The organism is Chryseobacterium sp. CY350 (assembly GCF_027945075.1).
GTDB lineage: Bacteria > Bacteroidota > Bacteroidia > Flavobacteriales > Weeksellaceae > Chryseobacterium.
The window spans coordinates 663350-684330 of record NZ_CP116034.1 but is presented as its reverse complement, the minus strand read 5'-3'; the positions used below and the strand labels follow the sequence as shown (position 1 = coordinate 684330).

Annotated in this window: 18 protein-coding genes and 1 pseudogene; 14 read left to right on the top strand and 5 right to left on the bottom strand. The window is 34.2% G+C overall.

The window, feature by feature from the left end:
* Positions 1-71 precede the first annotated feature (71 nt).
* From PGH12_RS03060 to PGH12_RS03010, 11 genes and pseudogenes are all read left to right on the top strand, one after another.
* Positions 72-638 carry a TlpA family protein disulfide reductase gene (locus tag PGH12_RS03060; protein WP_267599010.1) on the top strand — a complete coding sequence of 189 codons (567 nt, stop codon included), beginning with the start codon at positions 72-74 and terminating at the stop codon, positions 636-638.
* A gap of 17 nt (positions 639-655) precedes the next feature.
* A complete protein-coding gene (locus PGH12_RS03055) occupies positions 656-1627 on the top strand; it encodes a FecCD family ABC transporter permease (RefSeq protein ID WP_267599009.1) in 972 nt (323 codons plus the stop codon).
* A 9-nt stretch (positions 1628-1636) separates the two neighbouring features.
* Positions 1637-2560, top strand: a complete 924-nt coding sequence (locus PGH12_RS03050; RefSeq protein WP_267599008.1) for an ABC transporter ATP-binding protein — start codon at positions 1637-1639, stop codon at positions 2558-2560.
* Between the two features lie 166 nt (positions 2561-2726).
* On the top strand, positions 2727-3176 hold the full coding sequence (locus PGH12_RS03045) for a MarR family winged helix-turn-helix transcriptional regulator (protein WP_264748679.1): 450 nt from the start codon (positions 2727-2729) through the stop codon (positions 3174-3176).
* A 101-nt stretch (positions 3177-3277) separates the two neighbouring features.
* Positions 3278-5671 (top strand): 3-hydroxyacyl-CoA dehydrogenase/enoyl-CoA hydratase family protein, encoded by a 2394-nt coding sequence (locus PGH12_RS03040; protein ID WP_267599007.1) that lies wholly within the window; start codon positions 3278-3280, stop codon positions 5669-5671.
* A 28-nt stretch (positions 5672-5699) separates the two neighbouring features.
* A pseudogene (locus PGH12_RS03035) lies at positions 5700-6063 on the top strand (four helix bundle protein).
* Between the two features lie 45 nt (positions 6064-6108).
* The gene (locus tag PGH12_RS03030) at positions 6109-7287 is read left to right on the top strand and encodes a thiolase family protein (RefSeq protein WP_267599005.1); all 1179 of its coding nucleotides are present in this window, start codon (positions 6109-6111) and stop codon (positions 7285-7287) included.
* 52 nt (positions 7288-7339) lie between these two features.
* Complete coding sequence (locus PGH12_RS03025; protein ID WP_267599003.1) at positions 7340-7705, top strand: four helix bundle protein; 366 nt, start codon at positions 7340-7342, stop codon at positions 7703-7705.
* A gap of 101 nt (positions 7706-7806) precedes the next feature.
* Positions 7807-9582 carry an acyl-CoA dehydrogenase FadE gene (locus PGH12_RS03020; RefSeq protein ID WP_267599001.1) on the top strand — a complete coding sequence of 592 codons (1776 nt, stop codon included), beginning with the start codon at positions 7807-7809 and terminating at the stop codon, positions 9580-9582.
* A 210-nt stretch (positions 9583-9792) separates the two neighbouring features.
* Positions 9793-10110: a hypothetical protein gene (locus PGH12_RS03015; protein WP_267599000.1), complete on the top strand. Its 318-nt coding sequence runs from the start codon at positions 9793-9795 to the stop codon at positions 10108-10110.
* Between the two features lie 101 nt (positions 10111-10211).
* Positions 10212-10658 carry a phosphohydrolase gene (locus tag PGH12_RS03010; RefSeq protein WP_267598999.1) on the top strand — a complete coding sequence of 149 codons (447 nt, stop codon included), beginning with the start codon at positions 10212-10214 and terminating at the stop codon, positions 10656-10658.
* On the opposite strand, the gene PGH12_RS03005 is transcribed toward PGH12_RS03010, so the two are convergent.
* Both PGH12_RS03005 and PGH12_RS03000 read right to left on the bottom strand, forming a co-directional pair.
* The gene (locus tag PGH12_RS03005) at positions 10655-11374 is read right to left on the bottom strand and encodes a DUF2490 domain-containing protein (RefSeq protein WP_267598998.1); all 720 of its coding nucleotides are present in this window, start codon (positions 11372-11374) and stop codon (positions 10655-10657) included. The two genes, PGH12_RS03010 and PGH12_RS03005, sit on opposite strands and share 4 nt — an antisense overlap.
* Positions 11375-11425: 51 nt before the next feature.
* Positions 11426-13237: a TonB-dependent receptor plug domain-containing protein gene (locus tag PGH12_RS03000; RefSeq protein ID WP_267598997.1), complete on the bottom strand. Its 1812-nt coding sequence runs from the start codon at positions 13235-13237 to the stop codon at positions 11426-11428.
* Between the two features lie 496 nt (positions 13238-13733).
* Here PGH12_RS03000 and uvrA point away from each other — a divergent pair, with 496 nt between their 5' ends.
* Positions 13734-16520 (top strand): excinuclease ABC subunit UvrA, encoded by a 2787-nt coding sequence (uvrA, locus tag PGH12_RS02995; RefSeq protein WP_267598995.1) that lies wholly within the window; start codon positions 13734-13736, stop codon positions 16518-16520.
* A gap of 72 nt (positions 16521-16592) precedes the next feature.
* Entirely contained in the window at positions 16593-17159 is a 567-nt protein-coding gene (locus PGH12_RS02990; protein WP_267598994.1) for a hypothetical protein, read from the top strand.
* 275 nt (positions 17160-17434) lie between these two features.
* Here the strand turns inward: PGH12_RS02990 and PGH12_RS02985 are convergent, their stop codons facing one another.
* The 3 genes from PGH12_RS02985 to PGH12_RS02975 all read right to left on the bottom strand — a co-directional run bounded on the left by PGH12_RS02985 (position 17435) and on the right by PGH12_RS02975 (position 19511).
* Entirely contained in the window at positions 17435-17926 is a 492-nt protein-coding gene (locus PGH12_RS02985; protein ID WP_267598993.1) for an endonuclease V, read from the bottom strand.
* Positions 17927-17929: 3 nt separating this feature from the next.
* The gene (locus tag PGH12_RS02980) at positions 17930-18298 is read right to left on the bottom strand and encodes a VOC family protein (protein WP_267598992.1); all 369 of its coding nucleotides are present in this window, start codon (positions 18296-18298) and stop codon (positions 17930-17932) included.
* Positions 18299-18455: 157 nt separating this feature from the next.
* Positions 18456-19511: a M28 family metallopeptidase gene (locus tag PGH12_RS02975; RefSeq protein ID WP_267598991.1), complete on the bottom strand. Its 1056-nt coding sequence runs from the start codon at positions 19509-19511 to the stop codon at positions 18456-18458.
* Positions 19512-19592: 81 nt separating this feature from the next.
* On the opposite strand from PGH12_RS02975, the gene PGH12_RS02970 reads away from it, so the two are divergent.
* Positions 19593-20732 (top strand): aminotransferase class I/II-fold pyridoxal phosphate-dependent enzyme, encoded by a 1140-nt coding sequence (locus PGH12_RS02970; RefSeq protein ID WP_267598990.1) that lies wholly within the window; start codon positions 19593-19595, stop codon positions 20730-20732.
* Positions 20733-20981 lie beyond the last annotated feature (249 nt).

The following is a 20981-nucleotide window of genomic DNA, read 5'->3' as shown; positions in this document are numbered from 1 at the left end:
TATTTTCTCATTTGCAAAACCAGTGAGATACGCCCGTCGTATATTCCGTTATAACAAAGAATATTAATTTTATGAAAAAAATACTTTTATCGGCAATTATAGCTGTCACAATGTTTAGCTGTAAAAAAGAAACTGAAAAAGCTACTGACAGTACTGCTGCAAATGATTCGGTATCAACTACAGTTTCAGAACCAGAAAATACACCTCCAGCGATAGCATTAAAAGTATTAACTCCACAGCAAACTACAGATTTTCTCAAGAAAAAAAATGATACTTTATATGTGACAAATTTCTTCGCAACGTGGTGCGGACCATGTGTGAGAGAAATCCCTCATTTTAAAGATAAAATTGCAGAATTTGAAGGAAAACCTGTTAAAATTACATTTATCAGCTTAGATACAAAAGAAGTTTGGAATTCTGAAGTGCCAAAATTTGTTGATAAACAAGGAATTAGAAACAATACGATTCTACTTGATGGCGGTCAGCTTGACGGAAGCTTCTTTAAAAATAATTTTGAAAAATGGGACGGCGGCGCTATTCCGTTCACATATATGAGAAAAGGAGATCAGACAGACGAATATCTCGGCATGATGACTGCTGAGCTTTTGGACTCTAAAATCAAGACTTTTCTTAAATAATTTTTCGGAAATTTTTGATGTCAAATAAATTCAAAATCCTGTGTTCGGTTTTATTTATCGCAATCATCTGTATATCGATTGCAAATCTGAATACAGGATTTTTAGATTTAAATTTGAATGATTTTTTTCAAAATTCTGAAAACGGACAAATTGCCGAGATCAGAATCAATCGTGTTTTGGTTATGGTTTTGGCAGGAATATCAATTCCTACGTCTGGTTTTCTGATGCAGGAATATTTTCAAAATCCTCTCGCGGGCCCAGATATACTGGGAATAACTTCTGTTTCAAGTTTATCTGTAGCATTCTATATCTTTTTTTCGCACAGCATTTTACTTCCGGAATTTTTACAAAACAGTTTCTTAAGTTTATCTGCAATTGCAGGAAGTTTACTTTTGATGCTGGTTTTACTGTCAATTTCCAACAAATTTCAGGATAAATCTTATCTGATAATTTTCGGATTTTTGGTTTCAGCATTTGCTGGTGCTATTGTTTCTTTACTGCAGTTTTACGCAGAGAATCAAAGCCTGAAAAACTATATTTTATGGTCTTTTGGTGCTAACAATATGGTTTCCCGAAATCAGATTTACGTACTTTCAATCTTAGTTTTTGTTGGATTATTTTTTTGTTTTAAATCCATTAAGCCATTAATTGGTAATTCGTTAGGCAATTCTTACGCCCAAAGCCTGGGTGTTAATTTGAGTCAGTTAAAAATACTGATTATCGTAACTTCGTCACTTCTTTCAGCTTCCATTACAGCTTTTTTAGGACCCATTTTATTTGTCGGAATTATAGTTCCTCATTTTTGTAGGCTCATTTATAATCCTTCGAAATTATGGCAGCAATGGATCTTAAATATGTTTTTGGGAATGCTGATCATGTTATTGTTTTCAATTGCTGCAGAGAAAACACAGATTCCTTTAAATGTGATCAGTTCGATGTTTGGAATTCCTGTAATTTTGGTGATGTTGCTGAAACAGAATAAGGTTTAAATTAAAAAAATGCACCTAAAAATCAATCATGCCAATATAGGTTACGACAAAACTTTAATTTCAGATGCAAATGCAGATTTGAATTTAGGAGAAGTATGTCTCTTGATTGGTAACAATGGTGTAGGAAAAACCACTTTAATTAAATCAATTCTCCATCAAATTTCTTTATTAAAGGGAGAAATTTTTATTGATAATAAAAATGTAAAAAATCTTTCAGTAAAAGAGATTGCTAAAAATATTGCTGTTGTTTTTTCAAAATCAACCATTCCGCAAAATTATACTGTTGAAGATCTTATTTCTTTGGGAAAATACATCTACTATCCTTTTTATTTTGAATTGAAAAATAATGACAGAGAGGAAGTTAGAGAGATTATTCAGGAATTAGATTTAAGTCAATATACAAATACACTGCTCAAAAATCTTTCAGATGGAAACCTGCAGAAAGCATTTATAGGAAGAGCTATTACACAAAATTCTCAGATTATTATTCTGGATGAGCCGACAACACATCTTGATGAAAAAAATAAACTCATCATCCTCAAAACGCTTAGAAAATTAGCAAAACAACAAAACAAAATTATCTTATTTTCTTCCCATGACTGGAGGTTGGCAAAAGAATTTGCCGATAAAATGTGGTATATAAAAGACCACCATTTGTATTCTGGCATTGTGGAAGATGTTCTGCTACAACACGACGAGCTTACCGATGTTTCGCTATTTCAGATTAATGATGATTTTGTTGCACCTTCTATAGATTCTCCTCTAATTCAGAAGGAAATGCTGTATTCCTTGCTTCAAAAAAACTTTCAAAAAGATTTATCATCCTTCAACTTTAGATTAAATGAATCAATTTGGGAGATTTCGCATCACTATAATTTGTACAAATGTGAATCTTTTGAAGAAATAGTCAAATTAATTGCAAACCTTCATTAAATCAGTAAATTATTTATTTATTCTATATACTATGCATGCATAGTATTATGCTTATCATACTTTTTATTCAACTGTAAATCAATTAGTTAATATATTTTAACTGATGATAATGCTATGCATGCATAATATTTGCTACATTTGATAAAACCGATTAGCAAAAAAAATGATGGATAACAATAAAGAAAAAACAGAGAATGTTGATCTTATTCTAAAACAAACTTGGTTGGCCGTTTCAAAAATGTACACTGAGCTTGCTCAGGAGCATGATTCTACAGCGGTTCAAGCTCTTACGTTACTAAAAATTGATCCCAAAGAAGGAACGAGGAGTACAAATCTAGGTCCCAAAATGGCGATTGAGCCTACTTCGCTCACAAGAATTATTAAACTTCTTGAAGATAACGGATACATTTATAAAGAAAAAACCACTACCGATAAGCGTGAAGTAATTATAAAGCTTACTGATAAAGGTTTAAGCTCAAGAAATATGTCTAAGGAAGTTGTCGTGAATTTTAATAAAAAGGTGATGGAGAAGATCGCTCCCGAAAAACTTGAAACTTTTAAAGAGGTCATGACTGAAATTATGAAAATAGCAGCTGATCTAAACAACAGAAAATAGTAAAGTTTAGCAAGATCAAAATAAAAGAGCTGGAGACGGTAGTAATAAATGAAATTTACAAAAACCGTTTGGTTGCATCAAAAAAAATAAATAATATATAGATGAAAAGACGAATCAAACACGTAACAGTTTTAGGTTCAGGGATTATGGGAAGCGGTATTGCTGCACACTTTGCCAACATCGGCGTGCAGGTTTCATTGCTCGACATTGTTCCGTTTGAATTGAATGACTCCGAACAGAAAAAAGGTTTGACAAAGGATGATAAAGCAGTTCGAAACAGAATTGCTTCAGAAAACTTTGAAAAACTGAAGAAAGCAAGTCCTGCACTACTCTATTCTCCGAAGTTTGCAGAACGTATTAAAGTGGGAAATTTTGATGACGATTTAGCAAAAATAAAAGATACCGACTGGGTTATTGAAGTTGTTGTCGAAAAACTTGACATTAAAAAGTCAGTTTACGAAAAAATTGAACAGTTCAGAAAGCCAGGAACGTTGGTTTCTTCCAACACTTCAGGAATTCCAATTAATATGTTGGTGGAAGGAAGAAGTGATGATTTTAAAAAATATTTTGCTGGAACGCACTTTTTTAATCCTGTGCGATATTTGCCGCTTTTGGAAGTCATTCCAACAAGAGAAACTGATCCCGAAATTGTAGATTTCTATATGTCTTACGGATCAAAATTTCTTGGCAAAACTACGGTTTTAGCTAAAGATACTCCAGCTTTCATCGCCAACAGAATTGGAGTTTTCTCGATGATGGATCTTCTTCATAATGTTCAGAAATTAGGTCTAAATGTTTCTGATGTTGACAAATTAACAGGTCCTATTATCGGGCGTCCGAAATCTGCAACTTTCAGAACAGCTGATGTTGTTGGTCTTGATACATTGGTGATGGTGGCGAGTGGCGTTCGTGACAGCGGCGTCGAAAAAAATGATTTTTATGACGTTTTTGCTCTTCCGGAATATGTACAGAAAATGGTTGGCAATAAATGGCTAGGATCAAAAACTGAACAGGGCTTTTATAAAAAAGTAAAAGGTAGTGACGGGAAATCTGAAATTCACGGATTAAATCTTGACACCTTAGAATATGAACTTCAGGGAAAATCTTCTTTCCCGACTTTAGAATTAACGAAAAATATCGACAAACCAATTGACCGTTTCAAAGTATTAATTGGTGGTAAAGATAAAGCAGGAGAATTATATAGAAAATCTCTGGGAGCGTTATTTGCTTACGTCTCTCACAAAGTCCCTGAAATTTCTGATGAAGTTTATAAAATCGATGATGCGATGAGAGCAGGTTTCGGTTGGGAAAACGGACCTTTCGAAATTTGGGATGCCGTTGGAGTTCAGAAAGGAATCGAATTGTCTAAGGACGCCGGATATGAAGTATCTGATTGGGTGAAAAATGTAGAATCTTTCTATAAAGTAAATGAGGACGGACAAAGTATTTTCTTTGATAAAAACTCAGGAAACTACAACAATATCCCGGGTCAGGAATCATTTATCATTCTAGATAATATCAGAAAAAACAAAACCCTTTGGAGTAATTCCGGTTCTTCAATTGAAGATTTGGGAGACGGAATTATCAATTTTGAGATCCGTTCTAAAATGAATTCTTTAGGTGGCGAAGTTTTAGATGGTTTGAACAGAGCGATTGATTTAGCTGAAAAAGAATACGATGGATTAGTTATCGGAAACCAGGGTGCAAATTTCTCTGTAGGAGCCAATTTAGCAATGATTTTAATGATGGCTATTGAGCAGGATTGGGATGATCTGAATATGGCAATTGCGTATTTCCAGAAATCAATGATGAGAGTTCGTTATTCTTCAATTCCTGTCGTAGTTGCTCCTCACGGTATGACGTTAGGCGGTGGTTGCGAAATGACTATGCACGCAGACAGAGTTGTCGCAGCCGCAGAAACTTATGTAGGACTTGTTGAAACCGGAGTTGGTGTAATTCCTGGTGGTGGTGGAACGAAAGAGTTTGCTCTTAGAACCTCAAGAGAATTTCATACTGATGATGTGAAAAACAACAGACTTCGTGAAGCATTTATGAATATTGCGATGGGTAAAGTTGCAACTTCAGCTTATGAAGCGTATGATATGGGAATTCTTGAAAAAGGAAAAGATGTTGTGGTTGTTGATAAAAAGCGTCAGATCATGACTGCTAAAATGATGGCGAAAAGTTTGGCAGAACACGGATATACTCAGCCAATCGAACAAACTGTAAAAGTTCTGGGGAAAGATGCTTTAGGAATGTTCTACGTGGGGACAGATCAAATGTTGACAGGAAATTTCATCTCAAAACATGATAAACTCATCGCTGATAAATTAGCAAATGTTTTAGTGGGCGGAAATCTTTCGGAACCCACTGTTGTAACCGAACAATATTTACTGAATTTAGAAAGAGAGACTTTCTTACAGCTTTGTGGGGAAAGAAAAACTCTGGAGAGAATTCAGTTTATGTTGCAAAAAGGGAAACCGCTTCGTAATTAGAAGTTAGACATTAGAATTTAGAAGTTAGATGAAAACGCACAGATTACGAGATTTACTTATTTGGCAAAAGTCCATGATTTCAGTTAAAGATATTTATTATTTAACTGAAAACATTTCGTCTACTGAAAAGTATGGTTTTATTTCACAGATCAGAAGATGTGCAGTTTCCATCCCTTCTAATATCGCTGAAGGAGCAGGAAGAAATAATCCTAAAGAATTTTATCAATTTTTAGGTATTGCAAATGGTTCAAGCTATGAATTAGAAACTCAACTGCTTTTATTAGTTGAACTAGATTTCAAAAGCGAAAAAGAAATTCTGCCTCTATTAAATTGTTTTAATGGAAATTCAAAAGATGATTTACAAATTCAAAATTAATTTAATGAAAGGTTAGATTCTAACCTCTAACCTCTCATTTCTAATTTCTAAAATAAAAAAAATGAAACAAGCATATATAATAAAGGGTTTTAGAACTGCCGTTGGAAAAGCTCCAAAAGGTAGTCTAAGATTCACAAGACCCGATGTAATGGCAGCAACTGTCATAGAAAAATTAATGGCAGCAGTTCCACAGTTAGATAAAGACAGAGTGGATGATTTAATCGTTGGAAACGCAATGCCAGAAGCTGAACAGGGATTAAATGTTGCACGTTTAATTTCTCTTATGGGATTAAATACAGACAAAGTTCCCGGAGTTACCGTAAATAGGTATTGTGCATCAGGAAGTGAAGCAATTGCGATCGCGTCTGCAAAAATTCAGGCAGGAATGGCTGATTGTATTATCGCAGGTGGTACAGAATCAATGTCTTACATTCCAATGGGTGGTTACAAACCAGTTCCTGAAACAGACATCGCAAAGTCTAACCCAGATTATTATTGGGGAATGGGCTACACCGCAGAAGAAGTAGCAAAACAATTTAATATTTCAAGAGAAGAACAGGATCAATTTGCGTTCGAATCTCATCAGAAAGCTTTAAAAGCGAATCAGGAAGGTAAATTTGCCAATCAAATAGTTCCGATTCCTGTTGAATATAATTTTTTAGATGAAAATCAAAAAATGCAGACCAAAAAGTTTGACTTTTCAGTAGATGAAGGTCCAAGATTAGACACCTCTTTGCAAGGTTTGGCTAAATTAAAGCCTGTATTCGCAAACGGAGGTTCAGTTACAGCAGGAAACTCTTCGCAAATGAGTGACGGAGCAGCTTTTGTGATCGTAATGTCTGAAGAAATGGTGAAAGAACTTGGTCTGGAACCTGAAGCAAGATTGGTCGCGTATGCAGCAGCAGGCTTAGAACCAAGAATTATGGGAATGGGACCGATTTATGCAATTCCAAAAGCTCTGAAACAAGCTGGTTTAGAACTAAAAGATATTGAATTGATCGAATTAAATGAAGCATTTGCCTCACAATCTGTTGCGATTAAAAAAGAATTAAACTTAAATCCTGATATTTTGAATGTCAACGGAGGCGCAATAGCACTCGGCCATCCACTTGGTTGTACGGGAACAAAATTAACCGTTCAGCTTCTTGATGAAATGAGAAAGCGTGGAAATAAATACGGAATGGTTTCTATGTGTGTGGGGACTGGACAGGGAGCAGCTTCGATCTTTGAGCTTCTATAGACAATGAGATAATATACAGATAGATAATAGATAGTAAAAGCACACAAGAAAGATGAATGATTTTAAAAGGCACAATTTTAAAAAACTTAAAATTTGGCAGATGGGTTTGGAGTTATCAAAATTTACATTAGATCTTACAGATACTTTTCCAGCTTATGAAAAATATGGTTTGAAGAGTCAAATGGACAGATGTTCAATCTCAATCCCATCAAATATAGCTGAAGGTTCAAGCAGAACAAACAAGTCTTTTAGTCATTTTTTAGATATTTCTTTAGGCTCATCGTTTGAATTGCAGACACAAATAATGCTGGCAAATCATAGAAAATATTTATCTGATGAAAGAAGTGAATTTTTTGAAATTAAAATCGAAGAATTTCAAAAAGCAACAATGGTATTTCAGAACACATTAAAAGCATAAAAAAATATAGACAGGCAGATAATAGATTATTCCATCAAAATCTATCATCTATATGTCTATTATCTATCTGTCTTAGACAAAAAATAAAAAAAATAAATAATATGTCAAATTTAAAAGGCGGCGAATTTCTTATTAAAGAAGTTTCTGCAAACGAAATCTTCACTTTAGAAGAACTTTCAGAAGAACAAAAAATGCTTCGTGATTCTGCAAAAGAATTTATCGACAGAGAGGTTATTCCTCACCACGAGCGTTTTGAGAAAAAAGATTATGCACTCACTGAAGAGACAATGCGCAAATTGGGCGAAATGGGACTTCTTGGAATTACCGTTCCTGAAGAATATGGCGGACTTGGGATGGGATTCGTCAGTACAATGTTGGCTTGTGATTACGTATCTGGTGGAAACGGTTCATTAGCAACCGCTTACGGGGCTCATACGGGAATCGGAACATTGCCTACTCTTCTATATGGAAGTGAAGAACTAAAAAAGAAATACCTTCCAGACTTAGCTACAGGAACAAAATTCGGTGCTTATTGCTTGACAGAACCTGATGCTGGTTCTGATGCAAATTCCGGGAAAACAAGAGCGAAATTGTCTGAAGATGGAAAACATTACATCATTAACGGACAAAAAATGTGGATTTCTAACGCAGGTTTTGCAGATACATTCACCTTGTTCGCAAAGATTGATGATGATAAAAACATAACAGGTTTTGTAATTAACCGCTCAGAATTGGAAGACCCGAACAGCTTATCTTTCGGGGAAGAAGAACACAAACTTGGTATCCGTTCGTCTTCTACTCGTCAGGTTTTCTTTAATGACATGAAAATTCCTGTGGAAAATATGCTAGGCGAGAGAAATAATGGTTTTAAAATCGCTTTGAATGCATTAAATGTAGGCAGAATTAAATTAGCTGCTGCAAATCTTGACGGACAGAGAAGAATTTTGAACCACTCTATTCAATATTCAAATGAGAGAAAACAATTTGGGGTTTCTATCTCGACCTTTGGAGCAATCAGAAAGAAAATTGCTGAAATGGCGACCGGCGTTTTCGTAAGTGAAGCGGGTTCTTACCGTTTGGCAAAAGATGTTGAGGATAAAATCCAGGAATTAGTTTCCGGAGGAATGGATCATCAACAGGCTGAATTAAAAGGTGTTGAAGAATTTGCTGTAGAAGCTTCCATTCTTAAAGTATATGTTTCTGATCTTACTCAGAATACTGCAGATGAAGGAATTCAGGTATATGGAGGAATGGGATTCTCGGAAGATACTCCGATGGAAGCTGCATGGAGAGATGCCAGAATTGGAAGAATCTATGAAGGGACAAATGAGATCAACAGACTTCTCGCAGTAGGAATGCTGATAAAGAGAGCGATGAAAGGAGAATTAGATCTACTTTCTCCCGCTATGGCGATCAGCAAAGAATTGATGGGAATTCCATCATTTGAAGTTCCAGACTATTCAGCATTTATGAGTGAAGAAAAAGCAATCATTGCCAATCTTAAGAAAGTTTTCTTAATGGTTTCTGGTGCTGCTCTTCAAAAATACATGATGGATATAGAGAAGCAACAACATCTATTGCTTAATGCTTCAGAAATTCTTAATCAAATCTACATGGCAGAATCTGCAGTTTTAAGAGCAGAAAAACATTTTTCTGCTGATTCTGTGGAAGCAGCAATGGCTCAGTTAAATCTATATAAAGCAATCGATAAAATTATTTCTGCTGCAAAAGAAGGAATAGTTTCCTTTGCTGAAGGCGATGAGCAGAGAATGATGCTTTCAGGATTGAGAAGATTTACCAAGTATACGAATAGCCCGAATGTTGTTTCTTTAACTGAAAAAGTAGCTTCGCACTTCATCACGAAAGGTCATTACTAAGCTTAAATCGGTTTAAATAAAAATTTTTAGAAATCTGATTGGTTAATAGAGCCAGTCAGATTTTTTTTTCCTTCAATAATTTAAGAGTACAAATTTAAGTGCAGCAAATTATTGAGATATCGACATCATTAAATCTCATTATTGAGAATTTTGTTTAAAAGTAATATTTGTTTAAATTAATATTTTGTATTTTAGAAAAAAAAATTGATTATGAAAATTATTTGCGGTACAATTCTATTGATGAGCGTAACGTTTTCGGCACAGGAAAAAAAGACAGATTCATTAAAGAGATCATATTTTTTCAAGCCGGAATTAATGCAGAAGCATCAAATATCGGAGGATTCCGTGCTATTAACAGCTTATGCTAATACATTGAGACAGCCTTTAAAAACATATAAGATGCTTGTTGCTAAACCCAAGGATACCATTGTCTATTCTAGTCTTAAAGATTCTTACAAAGATCACTCGAAGTATAAAACGCTGAATTCAATTTCTCCCGAAAAGCTTAGAAAAGAAATTGAAAAATAAAGCGATCAGAAATTTTAAAACTTTTAAATTGTGGATAAATTTTGCTAAAAATCATCCGTTTTTTTGTGGCGTTTTATATTTTTGTACTCTATTAAATAGCGATGACAAAAGAAGAACTTCTACATAAAGCCATAAAAATAGCTGATAAAGCACATAAAGGTCAAAAAGATAAATACCATGCTCCATATATTGCTCACGTAATGCGTGTTATGGAATATGGCAAAACCATGGACGAAAAAATTGTCGGAGTTCTCCACGATGTTGTTGAGGATAATCCACAAGATTTCAGTATTGAATTTTTAAGAAACGAAGGTTTCCCCGAATATATTTTATATGCTGTAAGTTGCCTTACGAAATATGATCCGGATGAAATTTACGATGACTTTGTAAAGAGAACTGAAAGATCGCCCTTGGCAGTTGCAGTAAAACTAAATGATCTGCGCGATAATATGGATCTGAGAAGAGTAAACCGTGAGTTGACTTCTAAAGACATTCACCGATTCAATAAATATCTGAAAGCTTACCGGTATTTATCTGAGAAATACTAATCTGCTCCCGGGAAATGATATGTTTTTGTTTCGTTATTTTTTGTATCGTCAATATTGATGTTGAGTGCTAAATATACAAAATGTACATTTTTGTTTCCCTTCGCATCAAATTCTCTCTGCCAGAGATAGCCAGTTACAATCCCAAAAATCTCATCTGCCTGATAACCAAAACCACCATACAGACGGTTTCGCGAAAATGAAGGCTTCATCGGTGTTACGAAGAAAACTTCATCATAAACATTGGCAAACAAAGTACCAGGTGCTATTTTTTTTGAGTTTAACGGGACAGAAATATTTAAACGGTAACGATAACGCATTCTTTCAGAATTTTTATCGGTCTTAGGTTCGTAAAACCAAGATTTTTCTACACGGAAACGATTTTCAAATTTTACGATTCCTTTTTTAAAGTCGATAACATCCTGAAGCCAGATCCTGAATTCTTCTTTATCGATCGCGTGATCTTTATAAGTCGCGTATCTTCCCAAACCTACGAATGGTTTGTGATTTTTGGTCAGATTGTACCCCAAACCACCTTTTATTTCGTAATAATCAGGATAAGTATATTCTTCAATCCCTCTCATCTGCCCTTCTGCGTAGAGAAAGAATTTTGGATGAAACTTATACGTTACAGTCAAAGCATTAAAAGCTGAAATGTGTTCCTGAGCGCTAAAAAGACTCATCGTCAAAACAAAACCAAGACTTGTAATAAGTTTCATCCAAAAAATTTTTGCAAAAATAATCTATTTAACAATTCGTTAATGTTAAGTTTACTTAATATTAATATTGTATGAAAATCCTAAGTGAAACCAGCGCTGCGGCATCGGTACTCCAAACGTTTCAGTATAATCAGAATCTGTTACATTATTAATTAAGATATAAACTGAAAGATCATTTTTTGTAAAACTTAATTTTTCATCTAAAAGATGATAACTTCCTAAATTTTCACGATCATTGTATCTATAGATCAATTCGTTGGTGAAGTTTTTCAAAAATTTAGTATTTAATTTTGCTACAAACTGATGTTTCAGATTATCAAGAATATACCGTGAATATCCGTTATTAAAATCTTTAAATTTATTATCAAGATAAGTATAACCTAGAGTATATTTCATCCAGTCAAAAACCTGATGTCCCAACTCTATTTCAATACCTTTAATTTCGGTGTCACCAATATTTTGAGCGTACCATATAGGATCTTGCAATGAATTTTTCATCCAGTCGATGGCGTCACTTGAACTTCGGTAGAAACCACTCGCTTTTGCCAGAATGTTTTTTGTCTGATATTGATATCCGATTTCAGCATATACGGCGCTTTCAGGAAGAAGATTTTCGTTTCCTTTTTCTGTTTTGCTAGAATAATAAAGATCGGTAAAAGTAGGTACGCGGTGAACTTTCGAGATATTTCCGTAGATTTTATTGTTTTCGTAGAAAGTATATCCAACATCTAATCCCGGATAGAAGAAGTTACCTTCATTCGAATAATTTGCCCATGAAATTCCTGGTGTAATATTTAATTTCTTATCTAAAAGAGACAAATGATGCTCGAAGAAAACCTGAGAAACAAAACGTTCTCTATGTCCTAAATTATTACTTGCCAAAAATTCCTTTCTTAATTCTACCCCCAAACCTGTAGTTCCTAGATTTGATGTGTAGCTCGAGTTTACTTCGCCTCCCACATTGTTTCCGATGTGCATATTTCTGTAGATTTCTGGCTTTTCTCTGTTAAAAAGATACATATCCTGCCCTCTTCGCCAATACACATTTGAATTTAATTTTAATTTTCCGAAGTCTTGTTGATAAGCCAAACTTACGATTGAGGCCTGAAGTTCTTCATACTGCTCTGTTGCGGCAGGAGAAGAATAAAAACCATTGGCTCCGAATTTTTTCTCTGAAATTCCTGCTTGTAATCGGATGCTTCCATCTTTTATTTTTAATTGATTCTGATAAAAGACATTTCTCATTTCAAAATCAGTATTGTGTCGGTATCCTTGCGAAGAATTAGAGTTTGCCTGTAGCAGGTTTGAAAATTTTTCGTTGCCAAAATTCGCATTAATTCCCAAACCATAAGATTTGTAATCACCAAGTTCACCGCCTATTTTGACACGTTTTCCCGGTTTTGCTTTAGTTATAATGTTGATGGCTCCCGCAAAAGCATTTTGCCCGAAACGTCTTGCTGCAGGACCTTTGATGATTTCAATTCTTTCAACATCATCCAGATCTACAGGAACATTCATTGAGTTATGACCGGTTTGAGAATCATTCATTCTGATCCCATTCAAAAGCAGTAGAACCTGCTCAAAAGAGCTGCCGCGAAAGCCAATATCACTCTGTACTCCATTCGCTCCTCTTCTTCTGATATCCATGCCGGGAATCTGCTGAAGAATCTCGTCGATGCTTGTTGCTGGTGAATTTAAAATATCATCTTTGGTGATGACAGAAATATTTTGGTTGGCATTTTTATAAGGCGTAGAAATAAATTTCCCTTGGATTTCTATAGAATCTATATCCACCATTTTTTCCTGAGCGTTCAGCGAACATAATGAGCAAAGAAAGATTGTGGCTCCCAGCTTTTTTATCATACTTCTTTTTATTTTTTTAAAAATTATTTGAAGCTTTCAAAATTAGGAGACTTTGCACAACAGTCAAAATGATAGATATCATAAAAAAAGACACATACACTGTGTCTTTTTGAGGGTTCAATACGGGAAGTAATGTTATCTTTTGCTCATCAAATATGTAATAAAATGCTTAAATAGTGTTTTCATATTATTACTTTTTGGTTAGTGCAATTTAAAACGAAAAAAAATATAAAGCAATAGCAAACTACTAAAAACATTCAATTTTTATGGAAATTTTGCGAGATTATATCTCACGTAATTGATAATTAATTACTTAAATTTTAACACGGTCTAAAAAAATGTTAACAAAGTGAATTATCTTATCAATTTTGCACAAAAAAAAATTTAATTCTGAAAAATTTTTATGAATAATAAATGAAATCAGATGAGATAATGAAAGAAATTACTTCAAAAAATATAATTTAAAATTTGTATTTTTGTTAGTCTCAATTTTACTATGACTCCAACTACAGAAATAGATATAAAAAAACAGGTTTTCGTAAAGAATGCACATCTTAACAACCTGAAACACATCGATGTATTACTTCCTAAAAATAAATTAATCGTCATCACAGGAGTTTCCGGAAGCGGAAAATCTTCACTGGCTTTTGATACCATTTATGCTGAAGGACAAAGACGTTATGTGGAAAGTTTAAGTTCATACGCTCGTCAGTTTTTAGGGAAACTTGAAAAACCAAAAGTTGATGATATCAAAGGATTGGCTCCGTCGATCGCTATTCAGCAGAAAGTAATTTCTTCTAATCCCCGATCGACGGTAGGAACTTCTACAGAGATTTACGATTATATGAAACTTTTATTCGCAAGAATCGGGAAGACATTTTCTCCTGTTTCAGGCGAGGAAGTAAAAAAAGATTCGGTTTCTGATGTGATTGATTTTATAAAATCAGCAAAAAAGGATACCTCATTTTTATTAACGGCTCCGTTAGAATATGATATTGAAAATTTTACAGAAAATTTAAATATTTTAAAACTTGCAGGTTTTACGAGACTTGAAGTTAATGGGAACGTTGCCGGGATTGAAGATCTTGAAAGCTTTGGTTTCGCTCCGGAAAAAGGAATGGTAATCAATTTGGTAATCGATCGTTTTTCTTACGAAGATGATGAAAGTTTTCTTCAGCGTTTGGCAGATTCTATTCAGATGGCTTTTTATGAAGGTCGTGGATATTGTTCCTTAAAAAATGTCGAAAATGGAGAAACAAAAGACTTTTCAAATAAATTTGAACTTGACGGAATAGAATTTCTTGAGCCGAATGTTCATTTTTTCAGTTTTAATAATCCTTATGGCGCTTGTCCGACTTGTGAAGGTTACGGAAAAGTAATTGGTATTGATGAAGATTTAGTGATTCCTAATAAAGCATTATCTGTTTTTGAAGATGCTGTCGCTTCATGGAAAGGAGAATCGATGAGCGAATGGAAAAAAGATTTCATTAAAAAAGCTAAAGACTTCCCTATTCATAAGCCTTATCATCAATTAAGCAAAGAGCAGAAAAGCTATTTGTGGAAAGGTGATGGTAAAAGCACATTTCCATCACTGAATAATTTCTTCAAGATGCTGGAGGAAAATCTATATAAAATCCAGTATCGTGTTATGCTTTCCCGTTATCGCGGGAAAACGCTTTGTCCCACTTGTGAAGGCTTGCGTTTGAGAGAGGAAACGACTTGGGTAAAAATTGACGGTCATAATATTCAGTCGATGATTGAACTTCCTTTGGATGAATTGTCACCGATGATTAACAGTCTGAATCTTTCACAGCACGATAAAGATATTGCCAAAAGATTATTGTACGAAATCACTACCCGACTTGATTTTCTACTGAAAGTTGGCCTTGGATATTTAACTTTAAACAGAACATCTAACACACTTTCCGGTGGCGAAAGTCAACGAATTAATCTTGCTACGAGTTTGGGAAGTTCTTTAGTGGGTTCCATTTATATTTTGGATGAGCCGTCAATCGGTTTACATTCTCGAGACACCGAAAACCTGATTGGAGTACTAAAGAATCTCAGAGATCTTGGAAATACCGTCATTGTCGTAGAACATGATGAAGATGTGATGAGAGCCGCAGATTATATTATTGATATTGGTCCGGAAGCGGGTTATCTTGGTGGTGAATTGGTTTTTGCCGGAGATTATAAAGAATTGAAAGATGCCGATACGCTGACGTCAAAATATCTGACAGGAAGATTAGAAATAAAAGTACCTGAAAAACGCAGAAAAGCAAAAGAATTTATTCATATAAAAGGAGCAAGATCAAATAATCTTAAAAACATTGACGTTGATGTTCCTTTGGAAAGTCTGGTCGTGATTTCGGGAGTTTCGGGAAGCGGAAAATCTACTTTAATGAAAGAGATTCTCACGAATGACATTCAGATTCAGCTGGGAATGGGCGGAAAAAAAGGAGATTATGATTCTGTAGAATTCCCCACAAAACTGGTAAAGCACATTGAATTGATCGATCAGAACCCGATTGGGAAATCTTCAAGGTCAAATCCTGTAACCTATCTGAAAGCGTATGATGACATCAGAGATTTGTTTTCAAAACAAAAAGTTTCGAAAATGATGGGCTACAAACCAAAACATTTTTCCTTCAACGTCGATGGCGGAAGATGCGATGAGTGCAAAGGTGAAGGTGTCATTAATGTCTCAATGCAGTTTATGGCAGATATCGAGCTGGAATGTGAGGTTTGCAAAGGAACACGTTTTAAAAACGAAATTCTTGAGGTGAGATTTGACGAAAAAAATATATCGGATATTCTGCATATGACCGTTGATGAGGCTTTGGCTTTTTTCAGAGAAAATAAAGAAGATAAGATCGTTACCAAACTTACTCCGCTTCAGGAAGTTGGTTTGGGATATCTCCAGTTGGGACAGAGTTCTTCCACACTTTCCGGTGGTGAAGCGCAGCGTGTAAAACTCGCTTCATTCCTTGTGAAAGGCGTGACGACAGATAAAACCCTGTTTATATTTGATGAGCCTTCCACAGGATTGCATTTCCATGATATTCAGAAATTATTAAAATCCTTGCAGGCTTTGATTGATCTCGGACATTCAGTTATAGTGATTGAACACCAACCTGATATTATGAAATCTGCCGACCACATCATTGACATCGGTCCGGAAGCCGGAAAATATGGTGGAGAAGTCGTTTTTGCGGGAACACCGGAAGATTTAGCTAAAAATAAAAAGTCGCATACAGCAAAGTATATTGCAGAGAAGCTGTAAACGCTTTTCGCAGTTTTCTAGTTGCTACTCACTTTTTGATCTGTCTTTTTTATTTGTTTAAACATATGATTAATGAGAATTTTATCTTGTATATTAATAGTTTTCATCTTTTCATCTTGTAAAAATGATGGAAAGAAAAGTGCTGAAAAGAAAGTTTTTATCGTTTCTAAATTTAATGATGATATAGAAAAACGCACTAAAGAAGCAGTTGCTAAAAATCCCGATTTGCTTATTATTAATGAAAGAAAGTTATATGATTTCCCAAAAGGAGCAGTTAATTTCATTTTTTTAAACAACGGAATAGTTTATTTTTACAGAGAAGAATTGATATGGAATTGGTGTGGATGGAGCCCGGCTGAATCAGAATTATTAAGAAGAAAGCTCAGCAAAGACAGTTTGCATCAAATCAACCAAAATCATATATATTCGTTTCTTAAAGATAAATCATATAAGAAGAACATGAAAAATAATCAAGGTAGACTTCTTGCTTTGTCGTTCTCTTTTGAGAATGATACTATTAAAAATTTTGACATGTACTCACTGTTGCAAAACATTGAAAGTTTAGGTTATCGTTCATATAATATTAGAAGAATAACACAATTTGAGATTGAAGCGATTAATAGTAAAAAAATGTATTAAACTTTATCCACAAAAAAATGTGGAAAACCTGTTAATTTTAACATTTAATTAATCTTGTATATTCAAATTATTCTTACATTTACTATGTAATAAAACTGAAATGAATTCATTATTTGCTTTTTTCAGCTTTGAAATTGCAATTAAATTTGAAATAAAAATTTAAGCACAGCATCGTCGGCTGTGCTTTTTTGTTGTTGTCTAATTAAAAAATGAGATGTATTTATCTACTGGATCCGCTTCTAAAGAGCGGATTCTTTTTTCATCTCATTGAAAATTTAATCTCTTGTCAGTTGATCAAGCTTTTTCAAAAGTGTAGGAATTCTATATAAACCATGCATCTGTTCGACTTTGCTTTTGATTTCATCAACGTCAATTCCGACCGCAGTTAAAATTTTACTTTCACCACGAAAAATCGTTCTTCTCTTTTCGTCAGCGGCCGAGTAATTATTCTTTGCAATCCCTATAATTGGAATTTTTTGATCTAAAGCATCAAAAAGATAGCTTCCTAATCCCATTTTTCCTTCGTTATCTAAAGAAACAAAACCATCTACAATAATTATATCATTCTCTTGTAAATTAATTTTTGACAAAAGGCTCAAAATACACGGAAGTTCCCGCTTATAAAAAGCTCCACTTTCATAATCCGAAACAATCTCTGTGTTTTCACTAAAGATTTCAGTTTCTTTTTCAGAAGACCATTCGGTGAAAGCTATGCAAACTGTTCTGGCAAAATTTTCGTAATAATAAGTATCAAAAGCGTAGATCATGAATTATCTATTGAAAAATTCACCAAAATGCCACAGAACTCCTGAAGGATCATGTACAAAACACTCCTTTCCCCAATCCATGGTACGCACAGGTGTTAATTTTGTGTTTTTGTATTTTTCTAGCAGATTTAAAGCCTGTAGTTCTTCATAGTATGAATCTGCACTTTCTACTTCTACAAAAATCATGGTGTTTTCTATCCATTCTTTCGCATAATAATCCTGAAGATAGAAGGCGATTTCCTGATTTTTAAGAACCGATAATTTACTTTCCAGAACTACTTCTTCAAACCCTAAATCTCTGTAAAATGATCGGCTTTCGTCAAAATTTTTGGCACCGATAAAAGGACGAATTGATTTTATTTTTTGCTTCATGTTGTAACTTTATTTTACACTATTTCAAAGTTATTTGAATTTTTATTTTCTGGACTGTACTTTCGCTATTTCTGAAGAGGCTTTCATATAGTCGTTTTTACTTTAAAAAACCTACAAGAATCTTCTTATAGGCTTTTATCCTGATATTTGGTTTTAATTATTTTTTATCAACCACAATTCTTGCTTCCCTGTTAGCAATTTCCCATGCAGTTGTAAACACCAGCTGTGTCCTTTTCTGCAACATGCTGTAATCTATTTTTTCAACATCATCTGTTGGTTTATGATAATCTTCGTGAATTCCATCAAAATAGAATGCAACAGGAATATTGTTTTTAGCAAAATTATAGTGGTCTGATCTGTAATACAACCTGTCGGGATCTTTAGGATCATCATATTTATAATTGAGTTCTAAATTTACCGTTTTTTTGTTCGCAGCTTCGTTAATTACTTTCAGCTCAGAACTTAGCATTTCAGATCCGATGACGTAAACGTAATTTTTACCTCTGTTTTCTGCATCATCTCGGCCAATCATATCAATATTAAGATCAACAACAGTATTCGCTAAAGGAAAAACCGGATTATCAGAATAATATTCAGACCCGAAAAGTCCGTGTTCTTCGCCAGTTACATGAAGAAAAAGAATTGATCTTTTTGGGCCTTTTCCTGCTTTTTTAGCACTTTGAAAAGCTTTAGCGATTTCCATTACAGCTACCGTACCGCTTCCATCATCATCTGCACCGTTGTATACAACGCCATTTTTTGTTCCTACATGGTCATAATGAGCAGAAACGACTACAATTTCTTCAGGTTTTTCACTTCCTTCTATATATGCTAAAATATTTTCTGAATCGGGTAAACTTCCGCCTCCCCGCTGCTTCATGTAATCAGCAGGAACTTTCTGATAATATGAGCCTAAACTTTTTGGGTAAGAAATCCCCAGGTTTTTGTAATAATTGATCATATATGCTCCCGCCTTCTTTTGTCCGGGACTTCCGGTATCGCGACCCTGCATATCATCTGCTGCAATTACATAAAGATTTTTCTTTAAATCTTCAAGTTTAATATTTTGATAGGCAGATTGAAAACCTTCATCATCGTTAGAGTTGATTGAATTGGCTTTTGTAGAAGTATTTTGCTCATTTGATACGACTTTTGAACTTCCGCAACTTGCCAATATGACAGCGGAGAATATAGGAATCAGAACTTTTTTCATTCGTAAATTATTTGTTTAAAAATAACAAAAATAATTTAACCCTCATACACTGTTGTTTTTTTTCTATATTTGATAATAACTATGAAAAAAAATTACGGATTTAATGATTACAAATTTTTCACAGAAATGTCTGAACTCGCTGTCAGACATCAAAGTTTTGATCTTTCATTAGGTCTGCCAGATTTTGAAATCGACGATCGCTTACGCCATTATCTAAAGGAATCTGCCGACGTCATCACGCATAGCTATGAATCGCTCTCCGGTAATCTTCTGCTTATCGAAAACATTGTAAAGTTTAATTCTCAAAGAATCAACAGTTTACTTTTAAAAAAAGAAGAAGTAAATATTGTGCCTTGCTCTACTTTCGCGTTATATACCTCGTTAAAATCTATTTTAGAATTTGGCGATGAAGTGATTGTTATTCAGCCTTCTTATTACACTTATGCTCCGTCTATTGTTTTAAATGGTGGTGTTCCTGTTTATTATGATCTTGATAATGATTTTGCAATTAATTGGGAAAAACTTCAAAACTGCATTTCAAGTAAGACAAAAGCGATCATCGTCAACTCACCTCAGAATCCTACCGGAAAAATGTGGACTGCCGCAGATTGGGAAAGACTGTATCAAATCATTAAAAATCAGGAAATTTACTTAATCTCAGAAGAAATTTATGACATCTATTGCTACGACGAGATTGCTCATTACAGTCCGTTTCTTCATCCTGAATTGAAAAAAAGAACGTTTTCTATATTTTCGTTCGGCAAAATGTTTCATGCCACCGGTTGGAAAGTGAGCTATCTCTTATCTTCGGAGGATTTACTGGAAAATTTCAGGAGTCATCAACAATATATTTCATACAGTTCAAATGCGCCCTGCCAATATGCGATTGCCAGATATCTTGAAGTTTTCGATCCTGCTGAGAATAAAAAAGTGTTGGAAAACAAACGAAATATTTTTAATGAACTTGCTAAGAATACGCCTCTCGAAATCGAACAGAAAGCAGAAGGCGGCTTTTTTCAACTCGTTAATTTCAGAAATATTTCTAAAGATAAAACTGATGTAGAATTTTCGAAATGGCTGACTGTAGAAAAAAAAGTTTCATGTTTGCCGCTTTCTGCTTTTTACAATTCAAAACAGAATTCAGATTACGTCAGATTTAGTTTTGCTAAACGAGATGATGTGATTATTCAGGCAATGGATCATTTGAAGAGAAATCTTTAATAGTACACAAGATATTTGCCTTTATGCACTTGATATTTTGTCTGGTGCGTAAGATATTTATAATAAAACATTTGGGTATTTGCTCACTACACCTAGTATTTGCTTCTGTTTGCAAGTTTTTTGTTTAAGTACACTAGATTTTTATCTTAGTGCAATACATTTTCACCTTAGTACAGTACATTTTTATCTTAGTACACTAGATTTTCACTTTAGTACACTAGATTTATACTGTATTATACTAAAATTTAT